The 16,534-nt window shown below is 74.5% G+C and carries 14 protein-coding genes; 10 read left to right on the top strand and 4 right to left on the bottom strand.

Annotated elements, in window-relative coordinates:
* Window positions 1–7: 7 nt before the first annotated feature.
* Window positions 8–1,021, bottom strand: coding sequence for a cell envelope lipid trafficking protein PgfA (gene pgfA, locus ABZ806_RS24685; RefSeq protein WP_500219742.1), 1,014 nt, complete (start codon window positions 1,019–1,021; stop codon window positions 8–10).
* A 169-nt stretch (window positions 1,022–1,190) separates the two neighbouring features.
* On the opposite strand from pgfA, the gene nirB reads away from it, so the two are divergent.
* The 6 genes from nirB (at window position 1,191) to ABZ806_RS24655 (ending at window position 7,481) form a co-directional block, all read left to right on the top strand.
* Window positions 1,191–3,692, top strand: a complete 2,502-nt coding sequence (nirB, locus tag ABZ806_RS24680) for a nitrite reductase large subunit NirB (RefSeq protein ID WP_500219741.1) — start codon at window positions 1,191–1,193, stop codon at window positions 3,690–3,692.
* Window positions 3,689–5,167, top strand: coding sequence for an FAD-dependent oxidoreductase (locus ABZ806_RS24675; protein WP_500219740.1), 1,479 nt, complete (start codon window positions 3,689–3,691; stop codon window positions 5,165–5,167). The genes nirB and ABZ806_RS24675 overlap by 4 nt, the downstream gene beginning before the upstream one ends.
* Before the next feature lie 72 nt (window positions 5,168–5,239).
* Window positions 5,240–6,097: an amidohydrolase family protein gene (locus ABZ806_RS24670; RefSeq protein ID WP_500219739.1), complete on the top strand. Its 858-nt coding sequence runs from the start codon at window positions 5,240–5,242 to the stop codon at window positions 6,095–6,097.
* Window positions 6,098–6,152: 55 nt separating this feature from the next.
* Window positions 6,153–6,446, top strand: coding sequence for a DUF2470 domain-containing protein (locus ABZ806_RS24665; protein ID WP_500219738.1), 294 nt, complete (start codon window positions 6,153–6,155; stop codon window positions 6,444–6,446).
* Between the two features lie 48 nt (window positions 6,447–6,494).
* Window positions 6,495–7,163: a biliverdin-producing heme oxygenase gene (locus ABZ806_RS24660; protein WP_500219737.1), complete on the top strand. Its 669-nt coding sequence runs from the start codon at window positions 6,495–6,497 to the stop codon at window positions 7,161–7,163.
* Between the two features lie 135 nt (window positions 7,164–7,298).
* Complete coding sequence (locus ABZ806_RS24655) at window positions 7,299–7,481, top strand: hypothetical protein (RefSeq protein ID WP_500219736.1); 183 nt, start codon at window positions 7,299–7,301, stop codon at window positions 7,479–7,481.
* Here ABZ806_RS24655 and ABZ806_RS24650 read toward each other — a convergent pair whose 3' ends face one another.
* From ABZ806_RS24650 to ABZ806_RS24640, 3 genes are all read right to left on the bottom strand, one after another.
* Window positions 7,482–8,978, bottom strand: a complete 1,497-nt coding sequence (locus ABZ806_RS24650; protein ID WP_500219735.1) for an RNB domain-containing ribonuclease — start codon at window positions 8,976–8,978, stop codon at window positions 7,482–7,484.
* Between the two features lie 42 nt (window positions 8,979–9,020).
* Window positions 9,021–9,785: a Crp/Fnr family transcriptional regulator gene (locus tag ABZ806_RS24645; RefSeq protein ID WP_500219734.1), complete on the bottom strand. Its 765-nt coding sequence runs from the start codon at window positions 9,783–9,785 to the stop codon at window positions 9,021–9,023.
* Window positions 9,786–10,001: 216 nt separating this feature from the next.
* Complete coding sequence (locus ABZ806_RS24640; protein WP_500219733.1) at window positions 10,002–10,922, bottom strand: 5'-3' exonuclease; 921 nt, start codon at window positions 10,920–10,922, stop codon at window positions 10,002–10,004.
* 99 nt (window positions 10,923–11,021) lie between these two features.
* Here ABZ806_RS24640 and ABZ806_RS24635 point away from each other — a divergent pair, with 99 nt between their 5' ends.
* The 4 genes from ABZ806_RS24635 (at window position 11,022) to ABZ806_RS24620 (ending at window position 16,376) form a co-directional block, all read left to right on the top strand.
* Window positions 11,022–12,131 (top strand): M24 family metallopeptidase, encoded by a 1,110-nt coding sequence (locus ABZ806_RS24635; RefSeq protein ID WP_500219732.1) that lies wholly within the window; start codon window positions 11,022–11,024, stop codon window positions 12,129–12,131.
* Window positions 12,132–12,414: 283 nt separating this feature from the next.
* Window positions 12,415–13,644 (top strand): ABC transporter ATP-binding protein, encoded by a 1,230-nt coding sequence (locus ABZ806_RS24630; protein WP_500219731.1) that lies wholly within the window; start codon window positions 12,415–12,417, stop codon window positions 13,642–13,644.
* Window positions 13,641–14,963: an ABC transporter substrate-binding protein gene (locus ABZ806_RS24625; protein WP_500219730.1), complete on the top strand. Its 1,323-nt coding sequence runs from the start codon at window positions 13,641–13,643 to the stop codon at window positions 14,961–14,963. The genes ABZ806_RS24630 and ABZ806_RS24625 overlap by 4 nt, the downstream gene beginning before the upstream one ends.
* A 24-nt stretch (window positions 14,964–14,987) precedes the next feature.
* The gene (locus ABZ806_RS24620; protein ID WP_500219729.1) at window positions 14,988–16,376 is read left to right on the top strand and encodes a carbohydrate ABC transporter permease; all 1,389 of its coding nucleotides are present in this window, start codon (window positions 14,988–14,990) and stop codon (window positions 16,374–16,376) included.
* Window positions 16,377–16,534 lie beyond the last annotated feature (158 nt).

The following is a 16,534-nucleotide window of genomic DNA, read 5'->3' as shown; positions in this document are numbered from 1 at the left end:
TACCCCCTTACGCGGACGGTTCTGACCTTTCGTCCGTCCTACCCGCCCATCCGCGGGTTAACGGGCCGCGGGGCGACGGCGCGCCCGGGGTGCCGCCGCGCCGGCCGCCGTTCACGGTGAGCAGCGCCCCCGCCGCGACCAGCAGCAGCCCGGCGCCGCCGGACACCAGCGGCAGCACGGTCGACAGGATCCGGATCTTCCCGGCGCCGTCGTCGGACCTCGCCTGCAGGGCGTGCCGCGACTCGGGGGTCATCCGCAGGGTGAAGTCGGCCACCACGAGCCGCCCCGGCCCCCGCCGGGGGCGCAGCTCCGACACGACCCGCTGCCGCTGGTCGACCGGCGCGCCCGTCCGCGGGTCCACCCAGTACGTGCCCTCGGCCCGGTAGTAGCGGTCCACCGGCACGGCCGGGGAGCCCGCGCCGCGGCCGAGCAGTTCGCCCGGCACGGCGGGCAGCTCCCCGGCCACCCTGGTCTCGGGGATGCGCACGACGAACCGGTAGGCGGGCGTCCCGCCGACCCGCTCCTCGCCGTCGAACACGGCCGGCCAGGTGCGCAGCGTCGCGGTGTCGAACAGCTCCAGGCCCTTCTTGCGGGCCTGGACCGGCCAGAACAGGCCCACCCCCGACTGCCGGACGGCGGTGTCGCCGTCGACCGCCGCGCCGCAGCAGTCCCGCAGCTCGCCGGTGCGGCGGTCGAACGCGTACCGCTGCCTCTGCAGCTCGATCGTGGTGCCGCGCCCCACGTCCTGGACGACGGTCGTGGAGTCCCACACGGCGACTCCGCCGGAGGCCGAGCCGGGATCGCCGCGGACGGTGTTGGTCGCCACGACCGTCGCGCCCGTCCGCGGCGTCGCCGTGGTGGCGTCGAAGTAGGCGGCGTTCTCGGCCCGCAGCCGGGTCACCTGGTACACGTCCGCCGGCGCGCCGATCAGCGTCGGCGCCACGTAGAAGCGGACGAGGACGCCGGCGGCCAGCAGGAACGCGCCGAGCCCGATGAGGGACGCACCGATGATCCGTCGCATGGCGGCCTCCGGCCCGCGGCCGCGGTCGCGGACTACGCGTGGTCTTCCATCTTCCTGGGAGTGTCCCCCAGCGCCGTCCGGAAGGAAATGGGAACGGTGAGGTGCAGTTAACGCGCGGGTGACGCGGGTGATCCATCCGGGAAATACGGACCGCCGAGCATCGGGGTTCATGGGAGCCGACAGCAGACAGGGCAAGCGGCTGGTCGTGGCCGGGCACGGACCGGCCGCGCACCGCCTCGTGGAGGCCCTGCGCGAGCGCGACGCAGCCGGGGCCTGGACCGTCACCGTCATCGGGGAGGAGCCCCGCGCCGCCTACGACCGGGTGGCGCTGACGACGCACCTGGAGGGCGCCGACCTCGCCTACCCGGCGCACGGCGGCGGGGTCGCCGTCCGCCTCGGCGAGCGCGTCACCGGCATCGACCGCGCCGCCCGCGCCGTCACCACCTCGGCCGGGCGCCGCGTCGCCTACGACGCGCTCGTCCTGGCCACCGGCTCGGCGCCGTTCGTGCCGCCGGTGCCCGGCGCGGACCTGCCCGGCGTGTTCGTGTACCGCACGATCGACGACCTGGACGCCATCCGCGAGTACGCGCGGGGCAGGGGCACCGGCGCGGTCGTCGGCGGGGGGCTGCTCGGCCTGGAGGCGGCCCGCGCCCTGCAGGGCCTCGGGCTGCGCAGCGCCGTCGTGGAGGTCGCGCCCTGGCTGATGCCGCGCCAGCTGGACGAGGGCGGCGGCGCGATGCTGCGCCGCCACATCGAGGGCCTCGGCATCGCCGTCCGCACCGGCGTCCCGATCCGCGCCCTGGAGGCCGGGGACGACGGGGCCGTCCGCCGTATCGTGCTCGACGGCGGCGAGCCGGTCGAGGCGGAGGTCGCGGTGTTCTCCGCCGGCATCCGCCCGCGCGACGAGCTGGCGCGCGGCTGCGGCCTGCCGGTGGGGGAGCGCGGCGGCATCGTGGTCGACGAGACCTGCCGCACCGCCGACCCCGCCGTCTGGGCGATCGGCGAGTGCGCCCTCGTGGGCGGCACCGTGTACGGGCTGGTCGGGCCGTGCTTCTCCATGGCCGAGGTCGTCGCCGACCGGCTCCTGTCGGACGCGAGCACCGCCGTGTTCGAGGGCGCCGACATGTCGACGAAGCTCAAGCTGATGGGCGTGGACGTCGCCAGCTTCGGCGACCCGCTGGCCGGCTCCGGACCGGGCGCGCTCGGCGTCACCTACACCGACCCCGTCGCCGGCGTCTACAAGAGGCTCGTCGTCAGCGACGACGCCCAGACCCTCCTCGGCGGCGTCCTGGTCGGCGACGCCGAGTCCTACGGAACCCTCCGCGCCCACGTGGGCGGGAGCCTGCCGGGCGCGCCCGAGCAGATGCTGTTCGGCGGAACCGAGGAGGCCGGCGGCGACCTGCCCGGCTCGACCGTCATCTGCTCCTGCAACAACGTCACCGCCGAGGGCATCCGCCGCGCGATCTCCGAGCACTCCCTGACGGACGTGCCCGGCGTCAAGGAGTGCACCCGCGCAGGGACGAGCTGCGGAAGCTGCGTCCCCCTGGTGAAGCGCATCCTGGACGCCGAGCTGACGGCCGCCGGGATCGAGGTCGGTAAGGCGATCTGCGAGCACTTCGACTACAGCCGCGCCGAGCTGTTCGACATCATCCGCGCCGGGGAGGTCACCAGCTTCACCCGGCTCGTCGAGGAGCACGGGACGGGACGCGGCTGCGACATCTGCCGGCCCGCCGTCGCCTCCATCCTGGCCAGCCTCGGCAACGGCCACATCCTGGAGGGCGAGCAGGCCGCCCTGCAGGACACCAACGACCACTTCCTCGCCAACCTGCAGAAGAACGGCACCTACTCGGTCGTGCCGCGCGTCCCCGGCGGCGAGATCACCCCCGACAAGCTCATCGTGATCGGCGAGGTCGCCCGCGACTTCGGCCTCTACACCAAGATCACCGGCGGGCAGCGGATCGACCTGTTCGGCGCCCGCGTCGAGCAGCTCCCCGAGATCTGGCGGCGGCTCGTCGACGCCGGGTTCGAGTCCGGCCACGCCTACGGCAAGGCGCTGCGCACGGTGAAGTCGTGCGTCGGGTCGACCTGGTGCCGCTACGGCGTCCAGGACTCGGCCGCCATGGCGATCCGCCTGGAGCTGCGGTACCGGGGGCTGCGCGCCCCGCACAAGCTGAAGTCGGCCGTGTCCGGCTGCGCCCGCGAGTGCGCCGAGGCGCAGAGCAAGGACTTCGGCGTCATCGCCACCGAGAACGGCTGGAACCTCTACCTCGCCGGGAACGGCGGCATGCGGCCCCGGCACGCCGACCTGTTCGCCACCGACCTCACCGGCGACGAGCTGATCCGCTGCATCGACCGGTTCCTGATGTTCTACATCCGCACCGCCGACCGGCTGCAGCGCACCGCGAGCTGGCTGGAGTCCCTCGACGGCGGCCTGGACTACCTCCGCGAGGTCATCGTGGACGACCGGCTCGGCATCTGCGCCGACCTCGACGCCGCCATGGAGCGCCACGTCGCGTCCTACTCCGACGAATGGCGCGACACCCTCGACGACCCCGGGCGGCTCCGCCGGTTCGTGTCCTTCGTCAACGCCCCGCGCACCCCGGACCCGAGCATCGGGTTCGCGGTCGAGCGCGACCAGATCAAGCCGCTGCCGCTGGAGGTGAAGCGATGAGCGCCGCAACGGGCGTCGTCGTCGTGGGGAACGGCATGGCGGGGTCCCGGTTCGTCACCGAGCTGCGCGCCCGCGACACCGCGACGCCCGTCACCGTGTTCGGCGCGGAGACGCAGCGGCCCTACAACCGGGTGCTGCTGTCCAACGTCCTCGCCGGGGTGACGCGGCCCGACCACATCAGCCTGGTCGACGCCGCCTGGTACGCCGCCCACGGCGTGGACGCCCGCCTCGGCGTCGAGGTCACCCGCGTCGACCGGGCGGCGAAGACCGTGCACGCCTCCGACGGGACGGCGGTGCCCTACGGGACGCTGGTCCTCGCGACCGGCAGCACCGCGTTCATCCCGCCGATGCCGGGCCTGCGCGACGGCCTGCCCGAAGGCGCCCTGGTGTTCCGCACCCTGGACGACTGCCGCCGCATCACCGAGCTGGCCGCGTCGGCGCGCCGCGCGGTCGTCGTCGGCGGCGGCCTCCTCGGCATCGAGGCGGCGCGCGGGCTGGCGGGCCGCGGCCTGGACGTCACCGTCCTGCACCTGGCCGGGCACCTCATGGAACGCCAGCTCGACCCGGCCGCCGGCAGGGTCCTGGCCCGCACCCTCGCCGCGCTCGGCATCGGGACGCGGCTGCAGGCCGACGTCACCGCCCTGCGCACCGCCGGCGGCGCCGTCACCGGCGTCGAACTGGCCCGTCCCGGGGGCGGGACGGAGGTCGTCGGCGCCGACCTGGTCATCCTGTCCTGCGGCGTGCGCCCCGAGGTGGCGCTGGCGCGGGAGGCGGGCCTGGCGATCGGCCGCGCCGTGGTCGTGGACGACGAGCTGCGGTCGGTCACCGACCCGTCCGTCCGCGCCATCGGCGAGTGCGCCGAGCACCGCGACGAGGTGTACGGGCTCGTCGCGCCCGCCTGGGAGCAGGCCGGCGTGCTCGCCGGGCTGCTCGCCGGCACCGACCCCGCCGCCCGCTTCACCGGCGCCCGGCAGATCACCCGGCTCAAGGCCGCCGGGATCGAGCTCGCGTCGATGGGGGAGACGCACTTCGGCGACGACGACGAGGACGTGGAGGTCGTCCGGTTCACCGACGCCGCGCGCGGCACCTACAAGAAGGCGGTGATCCGGGAGGGGCGGCTGATCGGCGCGATCCTGCTCGGCGAGACCTCCGCCGCCGGGACCCTCACCCGGCTCTACGACCGCGCCGGGCCGCTGCCCGCCGAACGCCTCGGCCTGCTGTTCCCCGGCATGGGGCGCGCGGGCGCGGCCGGGGAACCGGCCGAGTCGCCGGTGCGGATGCCGGACGCCGCCACCGTCTGCCAGTGCAACAATGTCAGCAAGGGGGAGATCCGCGCCTGCTGGCAGGCCGGTGCCCGCACCGCCGCCGGCGTCGCCCGCGCGACCCGCGCCGGGACCGGCTGCGGCGGCTGCCGTGACACCGTCGAGGGCATCCTCGCCTGGCTGGACGGCCAGGACTCCGCCGACGTCGCCTGAACCCCCGGCCCGGACCCCCGGCCCGAACCCCGCTTCTCCGGGGGGCCGGGGACGGCGGGTAGGCTCCGCCGCATGCTGGACGGACGGCCGCTGATCGACGCGCACGTGCACACCGCCCGGCTGCCGACCCTGCCCGCGGCATGGCGGCAGTGGGCCGAGGAGTTCGGCGCGTCCCACCCGTGGCAGGACCTCTACGACGCCGACGGGACCCTCGTCCCCGAGCGGGTCGACGCCTACTTCGAGGACGAGGGCGTCGACATCGCCCTGCTGCTGTGCGAGTACAGCCCGAAGACGACCGGCACGCAGCCCATCGAGGACCTCCAGCCGCTCCTCAAGCACAACCCGCGCCGCTTCAAGCCGATCGCCAACGTCAACCCGCACCTGCACTACCCGATCGACGCCGAGGTCGCGCGGCAGCTGGAGTTCGGCGCCGCCGCCCTGAAACTGCACCCCGTGCACGGCGGGTTCAGCGTCGCCGACCCCGAGCTGTACCCCGCCTACCAGGTGTGCCGCGACGCGGGCGTGCCCGTCGTCGTGCACTGCGGCACCAGCTCCTTCCCCGGCTCGGCCAACCGGTACGCCGACCCGACGCCGATCGACGACGTCCTGCGGCTGTTCCCCGGCCTGACGTTCGTCCTGGCGCACGGCGGGCGCGGCTGGTGGTACGACGCCGCCGCGTTCCTCGCCCTGTCGCGCGAGGAGGTGTGGATCGAGCTGTCCGGGCTGCCGCCGCGCCGGCTCCCCGAGTACTACGCCCGGCACGACCTGCGCCGCCTCGCCTGCAAGTTCATCTTCGGCACCGACTGGCCCGGAGTGCCCGGCGTCGCCCGCAACGCCCGCGCCATCGCCGGCCTCGGGCTGGACGAGGAGACGCTCGCCCTCGTCCTCGGCGGCAACGCCCTCCGCGTCTACCGGGGCCTGGCCCTCTGAGCCGTCCGCCCGACCCGTCCGTTTCATCCTTGTACCTGCAGGAAAGGACTGTTCCATGACCGACCCCGGTCCGTTCACCGAGGACGTCGTGCGGCAGATCATGCGCCACATGAACGACGACCACGCCGCCGACTGCCTCACCATCTGCCGGGCGCTCGGCGGCCGGCCCGGCGCGACCGCCGCCCGGATGACCGGCCTGGACGCCGACGGGATCGAGTTCGCCGTCGCCGACGGCGGCGTGGAGCACCCCGTCCGGATCCCGTTCGGCGCGCGGCTCACCGAGCGCCCGCAGGTGCGGCACGAGGTCGTCCGGATGACCGAGGAGGCGCGCGCCGCGCTCAGCGGCTGACCGGCGGGGACTGGACGTTCCCGACGCCGTGTCGGTAACGTGGCCGGCATGGCGTCGGAGAACGAGGCTTCCCACGGGGCCTTCTCAGCGCGGCTGCGCGCCGCGACGTGGGACGACCACGGCGACAACGAGAGCTCGCCCTACATGAGCGCGCTGGTCGAGGGCCGCCTCGCCCGCGACGAGTACGCGGTCCTGGTCGCGCAGCTCCACCCGGTCTACGACCTGCTGGAGGAGGCCGCCGACCGGATGGCCGCCGATCCCGTCGCCGGCCGCTTCGACCTGGCCGGGCTGCGCCGCCGCGGCGCGCTGGAGGCCGACCTCGGCTACTTCTACGGGCCCCGCTGGCGCGCCCGGATCGAGCCGAACGCCGCCACCGCGCGGTACTGCGACCGGCTCCGCGAGGTCTGCTTCGGCTGGCCCGGCGGCTTCGTGGCCCACCACTACACCCGCTACCTCGGCGACCTGTCCGGCGGCCAGTACATCGGCCGCCAGGTCCGGCGGGCCCTCGGCCTGTCCGCCGGCGACGACGGCGCGGCCTTCTACCGGTTCCCGGGCAAGCCCAAGGACTACAAGGACCGCTACCGCGTGCTGCTCGACACCGCGCCGTGGGACGCCGCCGAGCAGGCCCGCGTCATCGACGAGGTCAGGGCCGCCTACCGGCTCAACGCCGCCGTCACCGCCGAACTCGGGGAGCACGTCCGTCCCAGCGCCGCCTGACACGTCCGAACCTCCGCCGGGCCGGTTTTCGGACGGGCCGTAAAGGGGGCAGCGGTTTGGCGGACGGGGACGCGGAGATCCGGTAGGCAGCCGAGGGGCCCGCCGCGGGCTCCCGACCCCCACCGGAGGCCCGACATGCTCGCGATCGTCGCCGCGATCGTCTTCGCCCTCGCCCTGCTGTTCGACCTGGCCGACGTGTCCTCGGACGCCATCAACAACGGGACGCTGACCGTCCTCGGCCTGCTGCTCATCTCGCTGCACTTCGCCGGCGTCGGCACCGGCACGAACTGGCGGCCCCGCCGCCGCGGCCGCCGCTGATCACGCGGTGCGGGAGAAGCGGACCCGGCGCCGCGCCGGGTCCGCCTCCTCCAGCCGCACCTTGACCTGCTCGCCGAGCGGGAGGTCCGCGCCCTCGCAGCGGCCGAACACCGGCGGCGCCACCAGCTGGACGCGCCCGCCGGTGCGGTCGCCGTTCACGTCCACCACCACCGCGTCGAAGACGTCCCCGACGTGGTCGCGCAGCAGCAGCGCCTCGACCAGGTCGACGCAGGCGTGGTCGACGTCCGCGGCGCGGCGCAGCGCGCGCTGCATCACCTCCGGCAGCCCCGGCAGCGCCTCCCGCGCCCACCCCGGCACCGGGCGGCCCGCCGCCAGCGCCAGGCACACCTCGGTCGCGTACCGGTCCGCCAGCCGCCGGATCGGCGCGGTCACGTGCGCGTACGGGGCGGCGACGGCGGCGTGCACCGGCTGCTCCGGCCGCGCCCCGTCGAACGCCGTGTAGCCCGCTCCGCGCATCAGCCCGGCCGCGTCGTGCAGGAACGCGGCGTGCCGGGGCAGGGCCGGGTCGAGGGCGCGGACGATGTCGCCGTAGGAGGCGCCGGCCGGCCAGGCGACGCCGAGCGCGCGGGCCGCGAGCCGCAGCCGCGCCTCCGCCTCGGCGGGCGCGGGCGGCATCGTGCGCAGCAGCCCGACCCCGCCGTCCAGCATCAGCCGGGCCGCCGCCCGCCCGGTCAGCAGCGAGATCTGCGCGTTCCACGCCTCGGTCGCGAGGTCGCCGCGCAGCTTCAGCGCCCAGCCGCCGCCGGCGTGCACGACCTCCTGCTCGGGCAGCGGCAGGCTGACCCCGCCGCGCGCCGCCTCCGCCGCGATGAGCCGCTCGCCGATCTCGCCGAGCAGCGCGATCCGCGGATCCCCGCCCCCGTGCCGGCCGGTGCCCTGCCGGCCGGTGCCGCGCCGGCCGCTGTCGTGCCGGCCGGCCCCGGGGCGGCCCGCGCCGTCGTGCCGGGCGGTGGCGTAGTCGAGGCGGGCGCGGCTGCGGACGAGGGCGCGGCGCACGTCGACGCCGGTGATCCGCCCGGCGTCGTCGACGTCGATCGTCCACGCGACGGCCGGGCGGTCGCGGCCCGGCAGCAGGCTCGCCGTCCCCTCCGACATCGGGCGCGGGTGCAGCGGGGAGCTGGCGTCCGGCAGGTAGAGGGTGACGCCGCGCGCGCGGGCCTCGGCGTCGAGCGCGCCGCCGGGCCGCACGAACCCGGCCACGTCCGCGATCGCGTACCGGACGCGGTGCCCGGTGCCGCGCCGCTCCAGGTGCATCGCCTGGTCCAGGTCCATCGAGCCCGGCGGGTCGAGGGTGAAGAAGGGGACCCCGCGCAGGTCGGCCCGGCCGTCGCCGAGCGCCGGGGGCGCGGCGGCCTCGGCGAGGACGGCGGGCGGGAACCGGCCGGGCACCGAGTACTCGGCGCGGATCCGGTGCAGCCCCGCGCGGACCTCGGCGTCGGCCTCGGCGGTACGCAGTCGCAGCGGTCGGCGCGGCACAGAACCGAGCGTACGGGACGGAACCCCCGAACCGATCGGAATCTACAATGTAAAGGCGCCGGCCGGCCCGGCCCCGCCGGACCCGCCCTCCGGGGTCCGCGCGAACGCCCGCAGCCCCGCCGGATCCAGCACGGTCAGCCGGCGCCGGCCGGTGCGGACCAGCCCCTCCTCCCGCAGGACCGCCAGGGCCCGCGCGACCGTCTCCCGGGAGGCGTCCATCCAGCTGCCGAGCTCCTCCTGCGACAGCGGCGGCCCGATCGCGACCTCGCCGCCGGGGCCCGCCGGGACGTGCCGGGCCGACATCTCCGCGAGCCCCGCGAGCAGGATCGCCAGCCGCCGCGGGCCCTGCGCCGACACGTGCGCCCGCAGCCGCCGGTCCGCGTCGTCCAGGCGCCGCACGAACGTGCCGCTGACCAGCATCCACACCCGCGGATGCGCGTCCAGGAAGGCGGTGAACCGGGCCGCCGGCACCAGCAGCGCCCGGAGCTCGTCGAGCGCCTGCACGGTCGCCGACCGCTCACGCCGCCCGAGCACCGCGCTCTCGCACACCAGGTCGCCCGGCCCCCGCACGGCCAGCACCACCGAGTGCCCCTCCGCGCTGGAGGCGACGACCTTCGCCCAGCCCGACTCGATGACGATGATGTGGTCGGAGTCGTCGCCCTGGTAGCACAGGGGCGCCCGCGGCCGGTAGGCGCGCGCCCGCCCCGCGGCCCGCAGCGCGGCGCGCTCGGGGTCGTCCAGCGCATCCCAGAACCCCGCGGCGGCGCCGCCGCGGGTCGTGGTCCGCTCGCTCACGCGCTCGCTCACCGCACGTCCGTTCCGGTCCGGGACCGCGTGAACCGGCACCCGCGGCGCATGGGGGGAGTGGGGCGGTGAGGCCCAGTGCCGCGGGTACCGGTCGTCTGCACGCGTCTCTGCACGCCTCCAGGAGAACCCGTCACCGCCTCGGATGCTGCCCGCCGGGGAACGCCCTGTCTGCGTCCTATGACACTTTTGGCGAAAATTGCAGTGAAATCGCGGTGCTCATCGCGCGAGGGCGTTCAGCAGGCGGTTGACGGGGCTGCCGAGATTCCACGTGTCGGCCAGCTCGACGAGGGCCGCGGCGTCGCGCGGCCGCGCGGGCAGCCGGTCGTCCAGCCCCGCCAGCTCCGGCGCGTCGATGCCGGTGACCACCCGCACCACCGTCTCGGCGGCGGCCAGGTACCCGCGCGCCGCCTCCATCCGGCGGCGGGCGCCCGCCGGGAAGCCCTCGTCGGTGCCCGCCTCCAGCGCCGCGAGGATGCCCTCCACCGACCCGAACCGGGTGACGAGCGCGGCGGCCGTCTTGTCGCCGACGCCGGGCACCCCGGGCAGGCCGTCGCTCGGGTCGCCGCGCAGCGTCGCGTAGTCGCCGTAGCCGCGGCCGGGGATGCCGTACTTGGCCGCGATCTCCTTCTCGCCCATGATCTGCAGGTTCCGGATGCCGCGCGCGGTGTACAGGACGGCGACCGGGCCGCGGTCGTCGACGAGCTGGAACAGGTCGCGGTCGCCGGTCACGATGTCGACCGGCCCGGCGGCGGCGCCGCGCACCGCGAGCGTCCCGATCACGTCGTCGGCCTCGTAGCCGGGGACGCCGGCGCGCGCGAGCCCGACCGCGTCCAGCACCGCGTCGATCACCGGGAGCTGCGCCTCCAGCGCGTCCGGGGTCTGGTCGCCGCCGTCCGCGGCCACCCGGTGCGCCTTGTAGGACGGCAGCGCCGCCACCCGGAACGCCGGCCGCCAGTCGGCGTCCATGCAGCAGACCAGCCGGTCGGGCGACCGGTCCGCGACGAGGCGCGCGATCATGTCGATGAGCCCGCGCACCGCGTTCACCGGCGTCCCGTCGGGGGCCGTCACCGACTCGGGCACCCCGTAGAAGGCGCGGAAGTACAGCGAGGGCGTGTCCAGCAGCATCAACCCGCTCATGGGCAGACATGCTCCCACGCGGGTCCGACGGCGCGCGGCACCGCCGCTCCTGGGATCCTGGTACCGGCCATCGGACAGGACCGAAGAAGGGAGACGGGTGTGACAACGGAGTTGTATCCGCCGGAGCGCATCGGGCGGGTGCGGGAGGCGACGGCGAAGGCGGGCCTCGGCGCGGTGCTGCTGACGCCCGGCCCGGACCTGCGCTACGTCACCGGCTACGACGCGCTGCCGCTGGAGCGCCTCACATGCCTGGCGGTGCCCGCCGAGGGGGAGCCGTTCCTGGTCGTCCCCCGGCTGGAGCTGCCCGCCGCGCGGGAGTCGCCGGCCGGGGCGCTCGGCGTCGAGCTGGTGCCCTGGGACGAGACCGACGACCCGTTCGCGCTCACCGCCGCCCGGCTCCCCGCCGGCATCGCGGAGGTCGGCGTCGCCGACCGGATGTGGGCGGTCATGGCGCTGCGGTTCCGCGCCGCGCTGCCCGGCGCCGAGCAGGTCGCGGCCGGGTCGGTGCTGCGCGAGCTGCGGATGCGCAAGTCCGCCGCCGAGGTCGCGGCGCTGCGCGAGGCGGGCGCGGCGATCGACCGTGTGCACCGGCTCGTGCCGGGGTTCCTCGCGGCGGGCCGCACCGAGCGGGAGGTCGGCCGCGACATCGCCGACGCGATCATCGCCGAGGGGCACGCCCGCGTCGACTTCGTCATCGTCGGGTCCGGCCCGAACGGCGCGAACCCGCACGCCGAGCTGTCGGACCGCGTCATCTCGCCGGGGGAGCCCGTCGTGGTCGACATCGGCGGGACGATGCCGAGCGGCTACTGCTCGGACTCCACCCGCAACTACTGCGTGGGCGAGGCGCCCGCCCGGTACCGCGACTACTACGCGGTGCTGGAGGAGGCGCAGCGCGCGTCGTGCGAGGCCGTCCGGCCGGGCGCCACCCCCGAGGCGGTGGACGCGGCGGGCCGCGACATCATCGCCGCGGCCGGGTACGGCGAGCACTTCTTCCACCGCACCGGGCACGGCATCGGCCTGGAGTCGCACGAGGACCCCTACATCGTCGCCGGCAACCGCGAGCCGCTGGAGCCGGGGATGGCGTTCTCCATCGAGCCGGGTATCTACCCCGGCCCGCACGGCGCCCGCATCGAGGACATCGTCGTGTGCACCGAGGACGGCTACGAGCCGATGAACGTCACCGAGCGGGGCCTGGTGACCGTGGGCTGATCCGCCCGGCACGGACGGCGCACGTGAGGGTGCGGACGGATTTTCGTCCGCACCCTCACGCCATTTCGGACAGGGCATATCAGGGGCGGAAACGGGTGGGTAACGATCTCTGCACCAAATGTGTCAGCGGGCACTGTGCTATTGCGGTCGGGGTAGTCCGCCATGTACCACCTAGATGCATTGTTACGCGGGGGTAAACCGGTTTCTTCCGTAGGGCGGTGAACCGCCTGCCGGGACGAGCCCGAGCCCTCCCCGAGCCGTGCCGTGCAGAAGAGGAGACGCCGTGGCAGAGGTCGACCTGACCAGCGTCGGGAAGGTCTATCCCGACGGCACGCGGGCCGTGACCGATCTGAGCCTCCACATCGCCGACGGGGAGTTCCTCGTCCTGGTCGGCCCCTCCGGCTGCGGCAAGACCACCGCGCTGCGCATGGTGGCCGGGCTGGAGGACATCTCCGAGGGCGAGGTCGTCATCGGCGGCCGCGTCGTCAACCGGGTCCCGGCCCGCGACCGCGACGTCGCGATGGTGTTCCAGAGCTACGCCCTCTACCCGCACCTGTCGGTGCGCGACAACATCGGCTTCGGGCTGTCGCTGCGCAAGATGCCGAAGGCCGAGATCCGCGCGAAGGTCGACCGCGCCGCGGAGATCCTCGGCCTCACCGACCACCTGTCGCGCAAGCCCCGCAACCTGTCGGGCGGGCAGCGGCAGCGCGTCGCGATGGGCCGCGCGATCGTCCGGGAGCCGCAGGCGTTCCTGATGGACGAGCCGCTGTCCAACCTCGACGCCAAGCTCCGCGTCCAGATGCGCGCCGAGATCGCCCGCATCCAGCGCGACCTCGGCGTCACCACGATCTACGTCACCCACGACCAGACCGAGGCGATGACGCTCGGCGACCGGGTCGCGGTGATGAAGAAGGGCGAACTGCAGCAGGTCGCGCCGCCGCAGGAGCTCTACGACCGGCCGGCCAACCTGTTCGTCGCCGGATTCATCGGCTCACCGGCCATGAACCTGATCCACGGCACGCTGTCCGGGGACGCGGCGAACCCGCGCCTGGAGATCGGCGGCCAGACCCTGGCGCTGCCGGCCGAGGTGCTGACCGAGCGCCCGGCCCTGGCGTCCCGCCTCGGGGGCGACGTCGTCGTCGGCGTCCGCCCCGAGGACATGGAGGACTCCGAGCTGGTGGAGGCGCCCGAGGGGTCCGGGCTGGACTCCACCGCCGACCTCGTGGAGGCGATGGGCTCGGACGTGCTGGTGCACTTCGCGATCGAGGCGTCCCAGGTCGTCACCGAGGACACCAGGGAACTCGCCCGCGACGCGGGGACCGACGTGCTGGGGCACCTGGAGAACCCCCGCACGGACCTGGTCGCGCGGTTCAGCCCGCGCACCCGCGTGAAGGTGGGCGATCCGGTGAAGATCCGCGTCGACACCGGCCGCCTGCACTTCTTCGATATCGAGTCCGGCGCGGCGATCTGGGGATCGCACGCCGCCGGTCCGCTCAGGGAGGATGAAGAATGAGGGTCAGCAGGCTGATGGGAGCCGCCGTCGCGGCGGGATTGCTCCTGTCCTCGGCCGCCGCGTGCGGCGGCGACGACGACGGCGGGAGCGACGGCTCCACCCCGGCCGGCGGGGGAGCGCTGAAGGGCACCACGATCGAGGTCGCGGCCAAGTGGACCGGCCAGGAGGAGGCCAACTTCCGCAAGGTGCTGCAGGCGTTCGAGCAGAAGACGGGGGCGAAGGTCAACTACGCCTCCACCGGTGAGAACACCGACGCCTACCTCGGCCCGCGGCTGGAGGCCGGCAACCCGCCGGACGTGGCGATCCTGCCGCAGCCCGGCCTCATGCAGCAGTACGCCGCGAAGGGGTCGCTGAAGCCGCTCGCCGCCGACGTCGTCGCGGAGGTCGGCACGAACTACTCGCCGTACTGGAAGGAGCTCGGCTCCGCCGACGGCAAGGCCTACGGCGTGATCGCCAAGGCCGCCTACAAGTCGATCCTGTGGTACCGGCCGCAGGCGTTCGACGAGGCCGGCGTGCAGCCGCCCGCGGCCTGGGCCGACCTGGTCAAGACCGCCGGCACGCTGCAGGACGCGGGCACCACCCCGTTCACCCTGGCCGCCGGCCCGCAGGACTCCTGGACGCTGACCGACTGGTTCGAGAACGTCTACCTGTCGCAGGCGGGCCCGGACAACTACGACAAGCTCGCCAAGCACGAGATCAAGTGGACCGACCCGACCGTCGGCAAGGCGCTGGAGACCCTCGCGCAGATCTGGGGCAAGCCCGACTTCCTGAACGGCGGCGTCGCCACCGCGACCAAGACCAAGTTCGACGAGTCGGTCACCCAGGTCTTCGGCCAGCAGAAGGCCGCGATGGTCTACGGCGGCGACTTCGCCGCCGCGAACATCTCCACCACCAAGTCCAAGGTCGGCACCGACGCCAAGGTGTTCGCGTTCCCGAAGGCCGGCGACACCGCCCCGGCGATCCTCGGCGGCGACGTCGCGGTCGCGATGAAGGACGGCAAGGGCGCGCAGGAGCTGATGAAGTTCCTCGCCTCCCCGGAGGCCGGCAAGGTCTGGGCCGGGCTCGGCGGCTACCTGACGCCGAACAAGAACGTCCCGCCGGACGCCTACTCCGACCCGATCGCCAAGCAGCTCATCACCCAGCTGCAGCAGTCCGGGGACGCCGCCCGCTACGACATGTCCGACCTGGCGCCCGCCGCGTTCGGCGCGACGCCCGGCAAGGGCGAGTGGGAGGCGCTGCGCCAGTTCGTGATGAAGCCGACCGACGTCAAGGGCGCGCAGGCCAAGCTGGAGGCCGAGGCCGCCAAGGCCTACAAGTAGGGCCGACGAGTAGGGAATCCCTGAATGAAGGCTCGGAATGAGGAGGTGCCGCCGGCCGTGACGGCCGGCGGCGCCGCCGCCGTCGACGTGCCGGTCGCCGGGCGGCCCGGCGGCCGCCGGGTCCGCGAGCGGCTGACCCCGCCGTCCTGGCTGGCCATGACGTTCCTGCTGCCGGCGCTGCTGCTGCTCGGCTTCCTGGTCGTCTACCCGATCGTCTACTCGGTGATCCGCAGTTTCTTCGACGCCTCGGGCGACGGCTTCGTCGGCGTCGACAACTACACCGGGATCTTCCAGGGGCACAACAACCTCGTCGCGGTGCGCAACACCGCCATCTGGGTCGTGGTGGCCCCGACCGTGACCACCATCGTCGGCCTGGTGTTCGCCGTCCTCACCGAGCGGATCCGGTGGTCGACGGCGTTCAAGATGGTCGTGTTCATGCCGATGGCGATCTCGTTCCTCGCCTCCGGCGTGATCTTCCGGCTGGTGTACCAGATGGACCCCGACCAGGGCGTCGCGAACGCGGCGATGGTCGCGATCCACGACACCTTCGCGCAGGACACCACCTACCCGGGCGCCGGCCCCCGCGGCGGCGGCGACGCCCTCGTGCGCGAGGACGCCGGCGCCGTCGTCACCACCAGGCCCTACCAGGCCGGGCAGAGCGCGCTCGTCCCGCTGCTGAAGGTCAAGCAGGAGTACCTGCCCAAGGACGCGAAACCGGCGGCGCGGCCGCCGGCGGCCAAGCCCGGCCAGCTGACGGGGACGGTCTGGTTCGACTTCACCAGGGGCGGCGGCGGGCAGCAGAACACGCCCAACGCCGGCGAGGCCGGGCTGCCCGGCATCAGGGTCGAGGCCGTCAAGGACGGCAAGGTGGTCGGAAAGGCCACCACGGAGGCCGACGGCACCTTCACGATGACGAAGGTCCCCGACGGCACGTACACGATCCGGCTGCCCGAGGACAACTTCACCGCCGCCTACCGCGGCGCGGAGTGGCTCGGCAGCACGCTGATCACCCCCGCGATCATCGGGTCGTACCTGTGGGTGTGGTCCGGGTTCGCGATGGTGCTGATCGCGGCCGGGCTCGCCGCGATCCCGCGCGACGCGCTGGAGGCGGCCCGGGTGGACGGCGCCACCGAGTGGCAGGTGTTCCGGCGGGTGACGATCCCGCTGCTCGCGCCCGTCCTGATGGTGGTGCTGGTGACGCTGGTCATCAACGTCATGAAGGTCTTCGACCTCGTCTACATCATCGGCGGCGGCGATCCGAACGCCAACGTGCTGGCGCTGCAGATGTGGACGGTGTCGTTCGGCGGCGGCAACGACCAGGGCGCCGGCAGCGCCATCGCGGTGCTGCTGTTCCTGCTGGTGCTGCCCGCCATGCTGTTCAACGTCCGGCGACTGCGGCAGGAGCGCACATGAGCACCGCGGAGAGGGCCGGGCAGGCGCCGCCGGCCGAGGGCGGCGACGGCGCGGCGGGCGGGGCCCGCCGCCGCCGGGGCGCCCGGCTCGGCGGGCGGTCCCGCGGGGGCGGCGGCGCGGCGGGGGGGGTGGTGGGAGCGGGGGTGAGGGGCGGGCCG

The organism is Spirillospora sp. NPDC047418, from assembly GCF_040643275.1.
In the GTDB taxonomy this organism is placed as follows: domain Bacteria; phylum Actinomycetota; class Actinomycetes; order Streptosporangiales; family Streptosporangiaceae; genus Spirillospora.
The sequence above is the reverse complement of the archived record's forward strand: the minus strand, read 5'-3'. Positions and strand labels throughout refer to the sequence as shown.